This is a genomic window from Microbacterium sp. NPDC055312 (genome assembly GCF_053645675.1).
Map to the genome: position 1 here is coordinate 171,195 of NZ_JBSHMU010000001.1, position 16,481 is coordinate 187,675.

Genomic DNA, 16,481 nt, shown 5'->3' on the forward strand with positions numbered 1-16,481 from the left:
GCCTAGAAGGCGGGCCACCAGGTGCGGGTCGCGGACATACCGTGAAAGTAGCACATCGTGGTGCGGGCGATCGGGTGCGTGACGCCGCGTGCAGCCGTTTTCGCTCGCGGAGACAGCCTCTTTCGATCCCGGTGCCGCACTCGATCGTCAAAAGGGCGGCGGAGCAGCGCTGCGGAAACCGGTGGGGGAGATGACCTGGACGGTGTGGTCGGGGCGGGTGCGGTACCGGATTCGGGAGCGATGTCGCATGGTGTGGTCGCGGGGGCAGAGCGGGCGCAGCTGGGTGAGGTCGGTGGTTCCGCCCTTCGCCCAGGGCCGATCATGGTCGAGGTCGGCGTCGACGGCGAGGTGGGTGCATCCGTCGCGGGAGCAGGTCCCGTGGTGCAGGGTCAGCCAGTCGCGCTGAGCGCGGGTGGGGCGGTAGGTGCGCCGGTCCATGTCGATGATCACGCCTTTGACGGGGTCGGTGATCAGCCGGTGGAATCCGCGGGCGTCGAGGAAGAGCTGCTTCGCGGTGAGCGGGTCGATGGTGTCGCCGCCCACGATGGACGCGGATTCGACGGGGACTGGTTCGCCGGCAAGCAGCTGCACGGGCACGGTGACGAAGACCTTCGTCTTCACCGCAGTGGGGGTGCCGATGCCGCGCAGCCATGCGCTGAACAGGTCGGCGCGGATCTGATCCCGCGTGCGCCCGTCGCGCTCAAACTTCTGGGTGTGCTTCGCCGTCGCCGTCAGGCGGCGCATCACCGCGACCGCCTCGTGGGTGGGCAGCAGGGCGGTGACCCACGACATCCCGTCGCCGGCGGGGGAGCGGCCGACATACCGGTCGGCCATCGCGCGGGTGTGCCGGCGGGCGGCGGTGTCGCCGGTGATCCGGTCGACGAGCTTCTTCGCCCGCTGCCGCAGCACCGCCGATGAGCAGGTCAGCACCCACTCGTGCGCCGCCTCATCCAGCCGGGCGAGCGCCGCAGCCTCCGCATCCCGAACCTCCCGCGGCGCACCGAGCGGGGAGGCGAGCGCGCCGGCGGCGGTGACGATCACCCCGACGTTGTGCATCGACGCGAAACCGTCACGGGCGCGCTGCCACAGCAGCGGCAGATCCCGCGCCGCCGTCTCGGCGACAGAGCACAGCTCCCGCACCCGCTCCTGCGAGATCCGCAACCGCAGCGACAACTCCAGCACGACCGCACGCTCGGCCATCCGCACGTCCGCGTCGATCGTGTAGATCTCCGGATGCTGACGAGCGAACTCGACCGCCTCCACCACCCGCTGCGCCTGACGGGCCGCATACCGGTTCGCATCCACCTCAGAACACGTCACATCATCGAGAAGAACACCCAGCACATCACCCGCAGACCGCGGACTCGAGCCGAACTCCTCATCGATGATCACCCCACCAGTATAGAACAAACATTCGAATGTGTCTACACCTGCATCACGGTAGATTTTGCCCCGGACACGAGGTGGCCGACTTCCAGCCCGCGCCGATCCGGCGGCGGTAGCCTGGAGGGGTGCCTGCAGTGAATCTTGGGATGCCGCGCATCCCCGAAGTCCTCGCCCCACGTCGCAAGTCCCGTCAGATCCGGGTCGGCAAGGTCCTCGTCGGCGGCGACGCCCCGGTGAGCGTCCAGTCGATGACGACGACGAAGACCACCGACATCAACGGCACGCTGCAGCAGATCGCCGAGCTCACGGCATCCGGCTGCGAGATCGTCCGCGTCGCCGTGCCGTCGCAGGACGACGCAGATGTGCTGCACATCATCGCGAAGAAGAGCCAGATCCCGGTGATCGCCGACATCCACTTCCAGCCGAAGTACGTGTTCCAGGCGATCGACGCGGGCTGCGCGGCGGTGCGCGTCAACCCGGGCAACATCCGCAAGTTCGACGATCAGGTGGGCGCCATCGCCAAGGCCGCGCAGGATGCGGGCGTGTCGCTGCGCATCGGCGTCAACGCCGGTTCGCTCGACCCCCGCCTGCTCGAGAAGTACGGCAAGGCGACGCCGGAAGCGCTGGTCGAGAGCGCGGTGTGGGAGGCGTCGCTGTTCGAGGAGCACGACTTCCACGACTTCAAGATCTCGGTCAAGCACAACGACCCCGTCGTGATGGTCAAGGCGTACCGCCAGCTGGCCGAGCGCGGTGACTGGCCGCTGCACCTCGGAGTGACCGAAGCCGGTCCGGCGTTCCAGGGCACGATCAAGAGCGCCACGGCCTTCGGCATCCTGCTGGGCGAGGGCATCGGCGACACCATCCGTGTCTCACTCTCGGCGCCTCCGGCTGAAGAGGTGAAGGTCGGCCACCAGATCCTGCAGTCGCTGAACCTGCGCGAGCGCAAGCTCGAGATCGTGTCGTGCCCCTCGTGCGGTCGCGCGCAGGTCGACGTCTACTCGCTCGCCGATGACGTCACCGAAGGTCTCAAGGACATGACCGTCCCGCTGCGCGTCGCCGTGATGGGCTGCGTCGTGAACGGCCCCGGCGAAGCGCGCGAGGCCGACCTCGGCGTCGCATCGGGCAACGGCAAGGGGCAGATCTTCGTCAAGGGAGAGGTCATCAAGACCGTGCCCGAGGCCGACATCGTCGCCACGCTCATCGAAGAGGCGAACCGCATCGCCGCCGAGATGGGCTCCGACGCCCCGCTCGGCACCGCCCAGGTCATCACCGGCTGACGCGTCAGGAAGAATCCATGCAGTCGACGCTCGTCTCGTTCCCCGATGGCGCCCTGGCCGGCGAAGGCGAGGTGCTGCTCGTCGACCAGGCGGCCTCGATCGTCGTGGTCGACGCCACCCCGTTCCATCCCGTCGACCACACCTGGCCCGACCAGCCCGGAGATTCCGGCGCGATCACCGTCGGCGACGTGCAGGTGAGCGTGACCGAGGCCGTGATGGCCGCGATCAGCGACGAGGGAGCGCTGGCGGTCGGCTCCGACATCCCCGTCAAGCGCGGCGGCGAGGGCTGGACGTGGATGGTCGGGCATCGCACCGAGGGGGCCATCCCCGCCGGCATCGCCGTCGGCGCGCGGGTCACCCTGACGGTGGATGCCGACCGCCGAGCCTCCCTGAGCCGAGGGCACACCGCGTGCCACCTGGCATCCCTCGCCCTCGACGCGGCGCTGGCCGACCTGTGGCGCAAGGAAATCGGCACCGACCCGCTTGGCAATCCCGACTTCGAGGGGAAGGCGAACCAGTCCAGCCGCATCCACGCCGACGGCAGCGTCGACGAGTATCGCCTGGGCAAGAGCCTGCGCAAGGCCGGCTTCGACTCCGAGGGATTCGCCGCCACGCTCGCCGAGCGTGAGACGCGGATCAACGACACACTCGCCGGCTGGGTCGCCGCGGCTGGCGCGAGCCGCATCGACGTCGACGGGCCGAGCATCATCGACCGTCGCACCTGGCGCTGCACCCTGCCCGAGGGCGAGGTCGGCTTCCTGTGCGGCGGCACGCACGTGCGGTCGCTGGCCGAATTCTCCTCCATCAGAGTCGCCCTGGATCTGAGTGACCCGCAGCTGCTCGTCATGACGACGACGGTCACGCCGTCCTGAGGCGACCGACAGCGCGCGGCTCACGCCGCGAATCGAATTTCGCCGTCGCCGACGTCCACGCTTTCCAGTGTCAGCGTCACGGTGTCGCCGGGCGTCGTTCCCCCGGGGATCGGGGCGGATGCAGTCACGGCGGGTTCCGCGATCTGCACCGCGGCGCGATCCTCGCCGCGCAGCTCGATGACCGTGGCGTCGATCCGTGTCCCGACCAGCGGCTGCAGCAGCGCCGCCTCGACACGGTTGAGGGTCTCGGCATCCAGCCGCGACGCCCGTTGCGCCGACTCCTGCATGAGCGACGGCAGCTCGGCGAGTGAGTCGCGTGCCCAGTCCGGCGCGGGTCGGCCCTGCGACACGGCCTCGCAGATCGCCAGCGACCACCGGTCGACCAGTCTGCGCAGGGGAGCGGTGGCGTGCGCGTAGGGTGCGCCGATCGCCGCCTGCTCGAGGTCACCGTCGGGCAGTCGCCCGTCGAACGTGACGTAGCCGGCGCCGCGGAACAGCGACGCCGCAGCCTCGAGAACGGGCAGCGTCAGCGGATCGGTCTTGTCGAGCGCGCGCAGGTACTCGCCGTACCGGCCGTCCTTCCACGGCCGCCCCAGCGCTTCGGTCCGCCGGCGGAACCGCGCGAAGGCCTGCTCGTCCGGCTGCGGCATGGTGCGCAGCACGCCCACCTTCGCGTCGATCATCAGCTCGGCCGCTGCCATCCCCGTCAGAAGCGACAGCTGCGCGTTCCAGTCCTCGACGGCCAGTGGGTGGCGGCGCTCGATGTCGTAACGGCCGTCCGCGCGCTGCACGACCTCCTCATCAGGCAGGTTCAGACTCGCGCCACCGCGTTCGGCCTCCTGCACGCGGCGCAGTTCGCCGATCTCCCGCAGCAGAGCGAGATGGTGATCTCCGTCCCGATCGACGGATGCCTGTGCCGAGACGTAGTCGAGCTGCGCCCGCGACCGGATGAGAGCGCGCTCGAGCCGGAAGTCCGTCTTCGACCCCTCGGCGTCGAGGGTGAACGTCCACACGAGCGCCGGCCGCTCGGCATCCGGAAGCAGCGACGCGCGATCCTCGGACAGCACCCGGGGGTGCAGCGGGATGCTGCCGTCCGCGAGATAGAGGGTCTGCCCGCGCAGGCGGGCCTGCGCGTCGACGGCGCCACCGGGCGTCACGAAGCCGGGCACATCGGCGATCGCGTACCGCACCCGGTAGCCCGAGCCGGCGCGCTCGAGGTGGAACGCCTGGTCGAGATCCTTCGAGCCCAGCGGGTCGAGAGTGGCGAAGGGCACGTCGCGCAGATCCAGCTCCGGCGTCGGCGCGCTCGCCGCCTCGGCTTCGGCGACCGCCTCAGGTGGGAACTCGACGGGCGCCTCGATCCCCTCGCGCAGCGCGGTCAGCGCCTCAGCGAGCTCGCTCTGCGCGGCGGAGGGCGAAACGTGTGATCGACGCTGAGGCATGCGTCCACCCTATGCAGAGCCCTGGAGATCTCGGGTGACAGCGGCCCCCGCACCGCGCCACGCGCACTACCGTGAGGACATGACGAACGCTGACAAGGCCCGCACTCTCATCGACCTCTACGACGCGCCGGAGATCCTGCGCGTCGTCAACATCTGGGACGTCGTGTCGGCCAAGGCCGTCGCCGCGCTGCCCGAGACGAAAGCCCTCGCCACCGCCGGTCACTCGATCGCGGCGACCTTCGGCTATGCCGACGGTCAGATCCCACGCGACCTCATGATCGACTTCGTCGGCCGCATCGCCGCCGGCGTCGACCTGCCGGTGACCGCCGACCTCGACGACGGATACGGCGACGCGGGCGAGACCACGCGACTGGCGATCGGCGTCGGCGTGGTCGGTGGGAATATCGAAGATCGGCTCGCGCCGTTCGCCGAGTCCGTCGCGAAGGTCGAGGCGATCGTCAAGGCCGCACAGGCGGAGGGCGTGGCGTTCGCACTCAACGCCCGCACGGACGCGATCGTGCGCGGCGGAGACAAGCCGCTCGCCGACAAGCTGGCTGATGCAGTCGAGCGCGGCCGCGCGTTCATCGACGCAGGGGCCACCGCCGTATTCGTGCCCGGCGTCCTCGACGCGGATGCCACCCGAACCCTCGTCGACGGCATCGGCCACAACAAAGTCAGTGTCATCGGCCTGCCGGGGGCGCTCACAGCGGCCGAGTACGAGGCGCTCGGAGTGTCGCGCATCTCGTACGGCCCGACGACGCAGCGCGCCGCGCTCACGGCGCTGCAGGACCTCGCCACCGACCTGTACGCCAACGGCGTGATCCCGGAGGGCACTCGAGCGCTGAACTGACCCGACGAGACGAGTGAGCGCGGGTCACTAGACTTGCCCCGTGGTGACTCGTCTCTCGAACTTCTTCCTCCGCACGCTTCGCGAAGACCCGGCTGGTGCCGAGGTCGCCAGCCAGAAGCTGCTGATCCGCGCCGGGTACATCCGGCCGCAGGCGGCGGGCATCTTCGCCTGGCTGCCGCTGGGCCTGCGGGTGAAGGCCAGGATCGAGACCGTGATCCGCGAGGAGATGGCCGCGGCGGGAGCCCAGGAGGTGCACTTCCCGGCGCTGATGCCCCGCGAAGCATACGAGGCCACCGGACGGTGGGACGAGTACGGCGACCTTCTGTTCCGGCTGCAGGATCGCAAGGGCGGCGACTACCTGCTCGCACCCACCCACGAAGAGGCGTTCACCCTGCTCGTGAAGGACCTGTACTCGTCGTACAAGGATCTGCCGCTGACGCTCTATCAGATCCAGGACAAGTACCGCGACGAGGCCCGTCCCCGTGCAGGGCTGCTGCGCGGCCGCGAGTTCACGATGAAGGACGCCTACTCCTTCGACGCCTCCGACGAGGGCCTCGACGCCAGCTACATGGCGCAGCGCGACGCCTACGAGCGCATCTTCCGGCGCCTCGGCCTCGAGTACGCGATCGTGCAGGCGGATGCCGGCGCGATGGGCGGCTCGCGAAGCGAGGAGTTCCTGCACCCGACGCCCGTCGGAGAGGACACCTTCGTGCGCAGCGAGGGCGGCTACGCCGCCAACGTCGAGGCGTACACCACCACCGCTCCGGATGCCGTCGGCTGGGACGGCGTGGGACCGGCGACGATCTTCGACTCGCCCGGCACCCCGACCATCGACACGCTCGTCGCCCACAGCAACGCCGTGCTCGACGGGGAGTACACCGCAGCCGACACGCTGAAGAACGTCGTGCTCGCGCTGACGCACCTCGACGGCTCCCGCGAGCTCGTGATCGTCGGCATCCCCGGCGACCGCGACGTCGATCTCAAGCGCGCGGAGGTCGCCTTCGCACCCGCCGAGGTCGAGGCCGCCACCGACGCGGACTTCGAGCGGAACCCGCTGCTCGTCCGCGGCTACATCGGCCCGTGGTCCGAGACCGGACCCGTTCTCGGTGAGGAGTCGGCCACCGGCATCCGGTACCTGGTCGACCCCCGCGTCGCCGACGGCACCCGCTGGATCACCGGGGCGAACATCGACGAGAAGCACGCGCACACCGTCGTCGCCGGCCGCGACTTCACCGCAGACGGCACCGTCGAGATCGCGAACGTCCGCGACGGCGACCCGGCACCCGACGGGTCGGGCCCGGTCTCGCTGGCCCGCGGCATGGAGATCGGCCACGTCTTCCAGCTCGGACGCAAGTACGCCGAGGCGCTCGGACTGAAGGTCCTCGATCAGAACGGCAAGCTCGTCACCGTGACGATGGGCTCGTACGGCATCGGCGTCACCCGCATCCTCGCGATCATCGCCGAGCTGAACAACGACGAGCGAGGCCTGATCTGGCCCGCGTCCGTCGCGCCGTTCGATGTGCAGGTCGTCGCCGCCGGTCGCGACCAGGTCGCCTTCGACGTCGCGTCGGACATCGCGAACCGGCTCGAGGACGCACGGCTCGACGTGCTCTACGACGACCGCGTCAAGGTGTCGCCCGGTGTCAAGTTCGGCGACGCCGAGCTCGTGGGCGTGCCGAAGATCGTGATCGTCGGCCGCGGGGCGGCCGACGGGCAGGTCGAGCTGTGGGACCGCGCCACCGGCGAGCGGGAATCGCTGTCGGCCGACGAGGCCGTAGTCCGCCTCACCCGCTGAATCGCGCTCATCCGCAGGACGGTTCTCCGTGGTGCCACGGTGGATCGTCGCGCTCGATGAGACCACAATCGACTGATGAGCCGGATTCTGCTGACGGCGATGCCGTTCACCGGGCACGTCGCCCCCCTGGCGGCCGTCGCCGCAGAGCTGGTGCATCGCGGCCATGACGTGCGCTTCTACACCGGCTCACAGCACAGGCAGCGGGTCGAGCAGGCCGGCGCGCGTCTGATCCCGTGGGACCGCGCGCCCGACTTCGACGAGAACGACCTGCCGGCCACCTTTCCGCGGCTGGTCGGCAAGAAGGGCTTCGCGCAGCTGCTGGTCAACATGGCCGACTGCTTCATCCGCACCGCTCCCGCGCAGGTCGACGACCTGCAGGCGGAGTGGGACCGGGAACCGTGGCAGGCGCTCGCCGCCGACGAGACGTCGGTCGGCGCGGCGCTGTTCAGCGAACGAGGGGGGATGCCCTGGACGACGATCGGGGTGCTGCCGCTCAACCTCGTAGGGCCCGCCGGTCCGCCCAGCGGCATGGGAATCGTGCCCGGCACCGGACCGATCTCGAAGACCAGGGATGCCGTGCTTCGGGCCCTGGTGCCGGCGCTGACGCGCCCGCTGGTCACGGCACTCGGCGAGGCCGAGGCAGCCGTCGGCATGAGGCCGACCGGACGCACCCTGGAGCGCCTGGTGTTCTCGCCGACGTCGATCGCCGCGAGCGGCTCGCCGCGGCTCGACTACGGACGAGGTGATCGACCCGCGCACCTGATGTTCGTCGGCGAGCTCAGCGCGCGGCATCCCGACGACCTCGCGCTGCCGGGATGGTGGGATGACCTCGACGGCCGGCGCGTCGTGCTGGTGACCCAGGGCACGCAGAACATCGACCCGAGCGACCTGCTGCGTCCTGCGCTGCAGGCGCTGGACGGGCGCGACGTCGTGGTCGTCGCGACCACCGGCATCCCCGGTCGCGACTCGCTGCCGTTCCCCGTGCCGGGCAACACCCGCGTCGCGGGATTCGTCCCGTTCGCGCAGCTGCTGCCCAGGGTGGACCTCGCGATCACGAACGGCGGGTGGGGTGGCACCCTCGCCCTGCTGAGTCACGGCATCCCGCTCGTCGTCGCCGGCGGCGATCTCGACAAGCCCGAAGTAGCCGCGCGGGTGGCGTGGAGCGGGGCGGGGATCGACCTGCGCACCGGCACGCCGACAGCGGCGGCGGTGGCTGCCGCCGTCGACCGGATGCTCGGCGACGACTCGTACGCGACGGCGGCCGCCGAGGTCGGGCGTCAGCTGCGCGACCTGGGCGGCGCCGCGGCGGCGGCCGGCATCGTCGAGGCATCCGCGCGGGCGTGAGCGCGTGCGGGCCGTGCTGTCGGTGCGGTGTGCAAGGGTGGAGGCATGACGGACGCCACGCTTGACGAAGACCTGCGCCAGCAGATCACCGTGCTTCTCGACGAAGCAGGCATCCGCACCGAGCGGGGTCTCATCGCCCGGCTGCTGCAGACCTCGCTGTCGCTGGGGCAGGAGGGCACCGACCGACTCGATCTGAAGATCGCCTCGGCTGCACTGCAGGAGATGCACAACGCATTCCGTCTGTTCCAGCCGTTCCACCACGTGCCCAAGGTCACGGTGTTCGGCTCCGCGCGCACGCGTGAGGACGACCCGCTGTACGTGCAGGCCCGCGACGTGGCGTCGGCCCTCGCTGACGACGGCTGGATGGTCGTCACCGGCGCCGGGCCCGGGATCATGCAGGCGGCGGCCGAGGGCGCCGGATCGAAGATGTCTCTCGGCGTGTCGATCCGCCTGCCGTTCGAGGAGCGCGCGAACACGATCGTCGCCGAGAGCACGCAGGTCGTGTCGATGAAGTACTTCTTCACGCGCAAGCTCATGCTGATCAAGGAGTCGCGCGGGTTCATCTGCCTGCCCGGCGGCTTCGGCACCATGGACGAGATGTTCGAGCTGCTCACCCTGCAGCAGACCGGCAAGGCGGAGCCGATGCCGATCGTGCTTCTCGACGCACCGAACGGCGCCTTCTGGAACGGACTGAAGCGCTTCGTCGACGAGCACCTCGCACCCGCGGGAGTGATCTCGCCGCACGACCTCGACCGGGTGCTGATCACCGACTCGGTGCACGAGGCGGCGGCCCACGTCACCGGATTCTGGCGCAACTACGACTCGCTGCGCTGGGTCGGGGATCTGCTGGTGCTGCGGCTGGTGCACACTCCGACGGATGCCGAGATCGAGAGCCTCAACGAGCGCTTCGGCCACATGTGCGAGTACGGGCGCATCGAGCGCACCGAGCCGCTCGACGTCGAGCGCACGGCCGGTGACGTGGTCGAGCTGCCTCGCCTGGCGCTGCACCTCGAGCAGCGCAGCGTCGGCCAGCTCTACGCGCTGATCCGCGCGATCAACGAGCTGCCCTCCGCGAACTGATCGTCAGCGCGGTCGATCGGGAAGAGCGTCGTCGTCACAGCGCGATGGTCTGCGGGGCTACTCAGGATGGTCTGCGGGGCTACTCAGGTCGGGCATCCAGGTAGGCGAGGATGGCGCGCACTCGGCGGTTGCCGTCGGCGGAGTCGGGGAGGGCGAGCTTCGCGAAGACCGATCCGATATGCGTCTCGACGGTGCGCTCCGAGAGGAAAAGCCGCACCGCGATCGCTGCATTCGACCATCCCTCCGCCATCAGGGCGAGAACCTCCAGTTCTCGCGGCGTCAGCGCGTCGAGCACCGACGCGGCGCGCGCTGCCCCGAGCAGCCGTGTGACGACCTCGGGATCGAGCGCCGTGCCGCCTCCTGCCACGCGTGTGAGCGCACCCAGGAACTCGTCGACGTCGAGCACGCGATCCTTGAGCAGATACCCGATCGCCCCTGACGCGACCAACTCGACCGTGCGACGGGTCTCGATGTGCTGCGACAGCAGCAGCACCGGCGTCGGCGAGTCCTCCGCCCGGATCTCCAGCGCCGCGGCGATGCCCTCGTCGTGCTGGGGCATCCGCACGTCGAGCACCGCCACATCCGGCCGTTGTGCGCGCACCTGGGCGACGGCGACGGGGCCGGTCGGCGCGCGACCGACGATCTCGTGCCCTGCCGACTCGAGCAGAGCGGCCAGTCCCTCGCGGAACAGTGCCGAGTCCTCGCCGATCACGATGCGCACGGCAGCACCGCCTCTATGACGGTGCCCTCGCCGATCGGCGAGGTCACGCGCAGCTCGCCGCCGATCGCGCGCACCCGGTCTGACAGACCGGTCAGTCCGCCGCTCGGGCACGCGGTGGCGCCGCCGCGGCCGTCGTCGGACACCCGCACCTGCACGGTGTCGTCGGACTGGCGGACGAGCACGCCGATGCGCGCCGCCCCCGCGTGTCGCAGGGCGTTCGACACGGCCTCGTTCACGACGAAGTACGCCGTCGTCGCGATGGCATCGGGCAGATCTCCGGCCCGTACGTCGAGCTCGATCGTCTCGGGTGAGAGGCGCCCGACCGCGGCCAGCGCGGCTGCGAGACCGTCGTCGAGCGCGCTCGGACGAACACCGTGCGCGAGCTGTCTCAGCTCGGCCACGGCAGTGCCGAGCTCGGCGACCGCGGTGTCCAAGGACGAGGCGAGCGCGCTGTCGGCCGCGGCTGCGCGCTGGAGCACCCGAAGGCGCATGCCGAGCGCGACGAGTCGCTGTTGCGCACCATCGTGCAGATCGCGCTCCAGCCGCCGGCGTTCGTCATAGCCCGCTCGCAGCATCCGCTCGCGCGATGCGTCGATCTCGGCGGCGGCCGCGGCCAGTTCCGCCCTGGCGCGCACCACGTCGAGCACGGCGGAAGCCTCGCGTGCGATCGCGACGGCGGGCCGCTTGACATGTCCGGCCGAGGGGATGATCGCCCCGATGTCGTCGCCCCGGGCGTGCACGGTCGCCGCGATCGGTCCCAGCGTCGCCGGCCTTCCGTCCATGCCGATCAGCGCTCGATCGGCCAGGCGCCGGTATGCGACGACAAGTTCCGGATCTCGCAGCGCTTCACGCAGCACTGTCTGGATCTGCTCCGGCTGCGCAGTGCCCGTGTCGATCGCCGCACTCAGTCTGCGCAGCGCCGCGACGGCGCGGGAGCGCTGGGGATACAGCATCCGGTCGAAGCCCCGTTGGGCGAAGGGGAACGCGACGACGGCGGCGAGCGTCGCGGCGATCGCGGCACCGGATGCGATCATCGGCGGCCACTGCGCAAGGGGACGCCCGGCGGCAAGCCCGGCGATCGACAGCACCGCCAGGGCCGCTGACGCCAGCGCGAGCACCGTCACCGCGGCCACGACGGCTCGGTCCACGTCGAACAGCTGCGGATCGACGATCGCGATCGTCGCGCCGACCGGCACCGTGAGGAGCATGATCACGAGGCCGAACACCACCAGGTCGGGGCCGCCGAGCGCGAGGTAGCTCGCCCAGCACAGCAGCAGTGTCAGCGGCAGCGACAGCCCCGCGCCCAGCACCCAGCGCAGCTGCATCCGCACGCCGTCGTCAGCTCGGCGATATCGCGCGAACGGTGCGATGGCGCAGGCGATCAGCAGACCGAAGAAGGTCACCAGCACCGGCAATCCGATCACGGCCAGGGTGTCAGCCGCAGGCGGCCAGAGGTGTTGCGCGGCGGTGACCGACAAGAACACGGCGACGACCGCGCAGATCGCCACGGCGAGAGCGCGCCAGCGCGGCGACGCGGGATGGCCGGTCGGGGCCACCAGCAGAAGCAGGGCCACCGGCAGGTACAGCAGCATCCAGCTGCCTTCCAGCGCAGGCAGTTCCGTGAGGTCGAGGGAGTTCGCCACGACGATGACGAGACCCAGCGCTGCGAGCAGGACTGCGGTGACATCACCCGGCGAGGTTCGAATGATCAGCACGGCGAGCAGCAGCTGGACCGCGGCGACGGCGAACGACGTGCCCACCTGGGGCGGAGGGTTCAGCGGCGCCAGGAGCACCAGCAGGACGCCCGCCACGACGGTCGCGACGATCAATGCGACCACCGTCACAGCCGCGGTCAGCTCCCGCCTTCGCACACTCCACGGCACGCGCAACCCGGTGCTCATGAGGCAACACTAGGCCGCGGCGTCGGCGGCCGGTATCCGTGCCAGCACGTGGCCGAGCACCGCACCGGCACGGGACTCGAACACGAGCGGGCCCGGATCCGGCCTGCGCTCGGCGGGGGCATCGTCAGAGGGGACGGGACGACCATCCGACGTCCGGCCCCGAAACCAGGAGGAGATCATGTCTGTCACCGATGTCACATCCGACGCCGCGCTCGCCGCTGCGGAGCCCACCACGCGATTCCGCCGCACCGCTGCGGCGATCGCTCTGCCGCTGGCGTTCGCGTTCCAGCTTCTCGTGAACACCGCGTACGCCTGGACCACGACGACGTCGGGGCTCACCGACACGGGGACCATGGCCGAGACGCAGGAGCTCTACCGCACGTTCGCCGGGCTCTCGCCGCTGATGACCACGGGGGCTCTCATCGGCGTGCTGCTCGCGATCCCGGGGCTCCTCGCGGCCCTGCGGGTCGTGCGGCCCGCGAAGCCGCGGCTGGGCCTGTCGGCCGTGGTGCTCATGATGCTCGGCTACGTCTGCTATTTCGGCATGAACTTCAGCGGGTACGACACGCTCGCGCTGTCGCTGGCCGACATCGACCTGAGCGTGCTCGACACGTCGCCGATCCGCGCGTGGCAGCTGCCGTTCTTCCTGCTGTTCGCCATCGGCAACCTCGTCGGCACGCTGCTGCTCGGTCTTGCGGTGGCACTCGGCGGCCGCCGACTCGGCGTGCCGTGGTGGACAGGGCTCCTGATCGCCGGCTGGACGATCGGGCACGTGATCAACATCTCCGGCGGCGGGGAGTGGTTCGCCGTCGCCGGAGGGATGCTCGAGGTGGTCGGGCTGTCGATCCTGGCATCCCACGCGCTGCGCCTGACGGACACGGAGTGGGTCGCGCGCGGCTGACTCGGGCGCGGCCTCGCCGGTCAGCACGAATCAGCGTGCCTCAGCGTCCTCTCGCTGGACGACACCGTCCGCGAATGCGGTGAGATCCACCGGGTGACCGAGGATGCGCTCGGCCGCACGTCGCCCCGAGTAGAAAGCGGCTCCGACGGTCGCCGGCTCATCACCCCAGGTCGCCTCCCCCGCGAAGTGCAGATCGCCGTCGACGGGCCCGGCGAGCGCCTCATGGTCGTGGTGGGACGAGCCGGTGGCGAGGTACGAGTACGATCCTGCCGCGAGCGGATCCCGGCCCCACCGGGTCACCCACCGCCCGATCGGCTCGCCCACGGCATCCCCGTACAGGGTGCGGAGCGCCAACAGCACGTCGGTGACGATCTCGTCGTCGGTGAGATCCTGCAGATGCCGACCGAGGGGACCTGCAGCGAAGGTCAGCAGCGTCGGGATGCCGCTGATCGCCGACACGTCGTACCAGGAGTGCCAGCGCTCGCCGGCTTCGCCGAGCGCCCGGATCACGTAGCTGTCGTCCTGCCAGAACCGTTCGGGGAACTGCAGGAAGATCTTGTTGAACACGCCCATGCCGAGCCTTTCGATCGGACCGGCGACGTGGTCGGGCAGAGGCGGGTCGAAATCGATCGGGCCGGACTTGAGCACACCGAGCGGAACCGTCACGACGACGGTCTTCGCCGTGTACTCGGCGGCGTCGGCACTGACGACGAGGCCATGGCTCGAACGGCGCACCCGTGTGACGGTCGTGCCGAAGCGGACGTCGAGCCCGGCCCCGATCCGCGCGGGGAGTTCGTCGTACCCGCGCAGGAAGATGACCTCATCGCCGTCGATGGCATCCTCGTCCAGCCCGTGCGCGTCCAGGTCGCCGATCCACGCACCGCACTGCTCCTCGACGCGATGACGGAAGAACTCCCGGATCTCGTCGATCCGCTCCGGCGACAGGCCGGACGCATCCAGCGCGCGCTCGGTGACATCGAGGTAGCTGTCACCGGGGGAGGAGCGGGCGATCACCTCGACAAGATCCCGGTCGACCGCCTGCACGTCGCTCGTCCACTGAGCGGACGCCTCGGCGTCCATCCGCCGGCCCGACCCGTCGAAGTGCTCCATGCGTCGGCCGCCGACCTGGAAGCTGCCCACCGTGAACTCCTTCGTCGGAAGGCCGAGCGCATGCACGAGCTCCCACAGCGGCGATGCGTGGATGCCGTGGATCCAGGAGGCACCGAGGTCGACCGGGAACCCGTGGGAGCGGTCGGTGCTCATGCGCCCGCCGAGCCGGTCACGTGCCTCGAGCACGACGACCTCACGGCCGGCATCCGCCAGCATCCGCGCACAGGTGAGACCGGCCATGCCGGCGCCGACGACGACCGTGTCGAATCGCTCCATGGCTCCCAGTATCGCGTGCGCCGGGGCGCACCGGCGGGCTTGCGGCCCTTCGCCGGGCCACGGCGGATCGGCTATTCTTGTCTGATGCCCGCGGAGCACCTGTCCGCGGTGAGAGCTGAATAGAGGAGACCGCTGATGGACATCGAACTCGCACTGCTGCGCGGAATCGAGAAGGAGAAGGCGATTCCCTTCGATGAACTCGTGTCGATCATCGAGCAGGCCATCCTCACCGCCTACGGCAAGCACGTCTCCGAAGACGGATCCGTCCCGCCCGGCGTGCGCGTCGAACTCGACCGCAAGACCGGTCACGTCGCGGTGCTGCAGCCCGTGCACGATGACGAGGGCGCGGTCATCGGCGAGGAGGAGACCACTCCGGAGGACTTCGGGCGCATCGCCGCGTACGCCGCAAAGCAGGTCATCAGCCAGCGTCTTCGCGACATCGCCGATGACGCCGTGCTCGGGGAGTTCCGGGGCAAGGAGGGCGACATCGTCGCCGGAGTCATCCAGCAGGGTCCCAACCCGCGCATGATCCACGTCGATCTCGGCAGCGTCGAGGCGATCCTCCCGCCCGAGGAGCAGGTGCCGGGCGAGGAGTACACGCACGGGCGCCGCCTGCGCGTCTACGTGACCAGCGTCGCCAAGGGCGCCAAGGGCCCGCAGATCACCGTCTCGCGCACCCACCCGGGTCTCGTCCGCAAGCTGTTCGCCCTCGAGGTGCCCGAGATCGCCGGCGGACTCGTCGAGATCGTCTCGCTCGCCCGCGAGGCCGGGCACCGCACCAAGATCGCCGTGAAGGCGAACGACCCGTCGGTGAACGCCAAGGGATCGTGCATCGGCGAGATGGGCCGTCGCGTCCGTGCGGTCACCGAAGAGCTCGCGGGGGAGAAGATCGACATCGTCGACCACCACCCCGACCTCGCCACTTTCGTCGCGCATGCGCTGTCGCCTGCGAAGGTCACGTCGGCGTTCGTGCTCGACGCCGGCACCAAGGCCGTCCGCGCGCTGGTGCCCGACTACCAGCTGTCGCTCGCCATCGGCAAGGAGGGGCAGAACGCCCGTCTCGCCGCCAAGCTCACCGGCGCGAAGATCGACATCCAGCCCGACAGCGTGATGGAGTGAACCGCGCCGACCTGCCCGCTCGCGGTGCGGCGGGCGTCGGTCGATGCGCCGAGGTGTAAGATGGATCCTGTACGAACGTGCGTAGGCTGCCGCGGTCGTGCCTCTCGATCCGCCCTGATCAGGGTGGTCGTGCAGAACGACCGGCTCGTCATCGACGAGCGGGCTGCTCTGCCGGGGAGGGGCGCGTGGCTGCATCCCTCGCTCGAGTGCCTCGACACCGCCCTGCGGCGACGGGCCTTCGCACGAGCACTCCGCGTGCCGCCGTCCATCGGATTCCCCGAGGCGGAGGACGCGCAGACCATCCAACGGCACTTCCACCGGAACAAAGGCTGAACGGCTATGGAAACAAAGTGAACGGCTCGAAATGAGACCCGTCCGCGACTAGTGGTCTGCCCTGCCTGGGCGGA

At 70.1% G+C, this 16,481-nt stretch carries 14 protein-coding genes; 9 read left to right on the forward strand and 5 right to left on the reverse strand.

The genetic code is table 11. The annotated features are described in order from the left end of the window. Positions 1 to 147: 147 nt before the first annotated feature. The gene (locus ACWIDW_RS00790; protein WP_454122164.1) at positions 148 to 1,392 is read right to left on the reverse strand and encodes a DUF222 domain-containing protein; all 1,245 of its coding nucleotides are present in this window, start codon (positions 1,390 to 1,392) and stop codon (positions 148 to 150) included. Positions 1,393 to 1,511: 119 nt separating this feature from the next. On the opposite strand from ACWIDW_RS00790, the gene ispG reads away from it, so the two are divergent. Together ispG and ACWIDW_RS00800 are read left to right on the forward strand one after the other, a co-directional pair. Next, positions 1,512 to 2,663, forward strand: coding sequence for a flavodoxin-dependent (E)-4-hydroxy-3-methylbut-2-enyl-diphosphate synthase (ispG, locus tag ACWIDW_RS00795; RefSeq protein ID WP_313356625.1), 1,152 nt, complete (start codon positions 1,512 to 1,514; stop codon positions 2,661 to 2,663). A gap of 17 nt (positions 2,664 to 2,680) precedes the next feature. Continuing rightward, on the forward strand, positions 2,681 to 3,535 hold the full coding sequence (locus ACWIDW_RS00800; protein WP_454122165.1) for a hypothetical protein: 855 nt from the start codon (positions 2,681 to 2,683) through the stop codon (positions 3,533 to 3,535). 20 nt (positions 3,536 to 3,555) lie between these two features. Here the strand turns inward: ACWIDW_RS00800 and ACWIDW_RS00805 are convergent, their stop codons facing one another. After that, positions 3,556 to 4,977: an RNB domain-containing ribonuclease gene (locus ACWIDW_RS00805; RefSeq protein ID WP_454122166.1), complete on the reverse strand. Its 1,422-nt coding sequence runs from the start codon at positions 4,975 to 4,977 to the stop codon at positions 3,556 to 3,558. A 79-nt stretch (positions 4,978 to 5,056) separates the two neighbouring features. On the opposite strand from ACWIDW_RS00805, the gene ACWIDW_RS00810 reads away from it, so the two are divergent. The 4 genes from ACWIDW_RS00810 (at position 5,057) to ACWIDW_RS00825 (ending at position 10,046) form a co-directional block, all read left to right on the forward strand. Beyond that, entirely contained in the window at positions 5,057 to 5,827 is a 771-nt protein-coding gene (locus ACWIDW_RS00810; RefSeq protein ID WP_454122168.1) for an isocitrate lyase/PEP mutase family protein, read from the forward strand. Positions 5,828 to 5,867: 40 nt separating this feature from the next. Continuing rightward, a complete protein-coding gene (locus ACWIDW_RS00815; RefSeq protein ID WP_454122169.1) occupies positions 5,868 to 7,622 on the forward strand; it encodes a proline--tRNA ligase in 1,755 nt (584 codons plus the stop codon). A gap of 75 nt (positions 7,623 to 7,697) precedes the next feature. Further along, positions 7,698 to 8,966, forward strand: coding sequence for a glycosyltransferase (locus tag ACWIDW_RS00820; RefSeq protein ID WP_454122171.1), 1,269 nt, complete (start codon positions 7,698 to 7,700; stop codon positions 8,964 to 8,966). Positions 8,967 to 9,011: 45 nt separating this feature from the next. After that, positions 9,012 to 10,046 (forward strand): LOG family protein, encoded by a 1,035-nt coding sequence (locus ACWIDW_RS00825; RefSeq protein ID WP_454122173.1) that lies wholly within the window; start codon positions 9,012 to 9,014, stop codon positions 10,044 to 10,046. Positions 10,047 to 10,125: 79 nt separating this feature from the next. On the opposite strand, the gene ACWIDW_RS00830 is transcribed toward ACWIDW_RS00825, so the two are convergent. After that, positions 10,126 to 10,767 (reverse strand): response regulator transcription factor, encoded by a 642-nt coding sequence (locus ACWIDW_RS00830; protein WP_454122175.1) that lies wholly within the window; start codon positions 10,765 to 10,767, stop codon positions 10,126 to 10,128. Further along, positions 10,755 to 12,668, reverse strand: coding sequence for a sensor histidine kinase (locus tag ACWIDW_RS00835; RefSeq protein WP_454122177.1), 1,914 nt, complete (start codon positions 12,666 to 12,668; stop codon positions 10,755 to 10,757). Before ACWIDW_RS00835 ends, ACWIDW_RS00830 begins: the two co-directional genes overlap by 13 nt. A 178-nt stretch (positions 12,669 to 12,846) precedes the next feature. Here ACWIDW_RS00835 and ACWIDW_RS00840 point away from each other — a divergent pair, with 178 nt between their 5' ends. Next, positions 12,847 to 13,569, forward strand: a complete 723-nt coding sequence (locus ACWIDW_RS00840; RefSeq protein WP_454122179.1) for a hypothetical protein — start codon at positions 12,847 to 12,849, stop codon at positions 13,567 to 13,569. A 30-nt stretch (positions 13,570 to 13,599) separates the two neighbouring features. Here the strand turns inward: ACWIDW_RS00840 and ACWIDW_RS00845 are convergent, their stop codons facing one another. Beyond that, positions 13,600 to 15,201 carry a flavin monoamine oxidase family protein gene (locus ACWIDW_RS00845; protein WP_454122181.1) on the reverse strand — a complete coding sequence of 534 codons (1,602 nt, stop codon included), beginning with the start codon at positions 15,199 to 15,201 and terminating at the stop codon, positions 13,600 to 13,602. Here ACWIDW_RS00845 and nusA point away from each other — a divergent pair. Together nusA and ACWIDW_RS00855 are read left to right on the forward strand one after the other, a co-directional pair. Next, a complete protein-coding gene (gene nusA, locus ACWIDW_RS00850; protein ID WP_454122183.1) occupies positions 15,091 to 16,074 on the forward strand; it encodes a transcription termination factor NusA in 984 nt (327 codons plus the stop codon). The genes ACWIDW_RS00845 and nusA overlap by 111 nt on opposite strands. A 60-nt stretch (positions 16,075 to 16,134) precedes the next feature. Further along, positions 16,135 to 16,407 (forward strand): YlxR family protein, encoded by a 273-nt coding sequence (locus tag ACWIDW_RS00855; RefSeq protein ID WP_454122185.1) that lies wholly within the window; start codon positions 16,135 to 16,137, stop codon positions 16,405 to 16,407. The last annotated feature ends 74 nt before the right edge of the window (positions 16,408 to 16,481 follow it).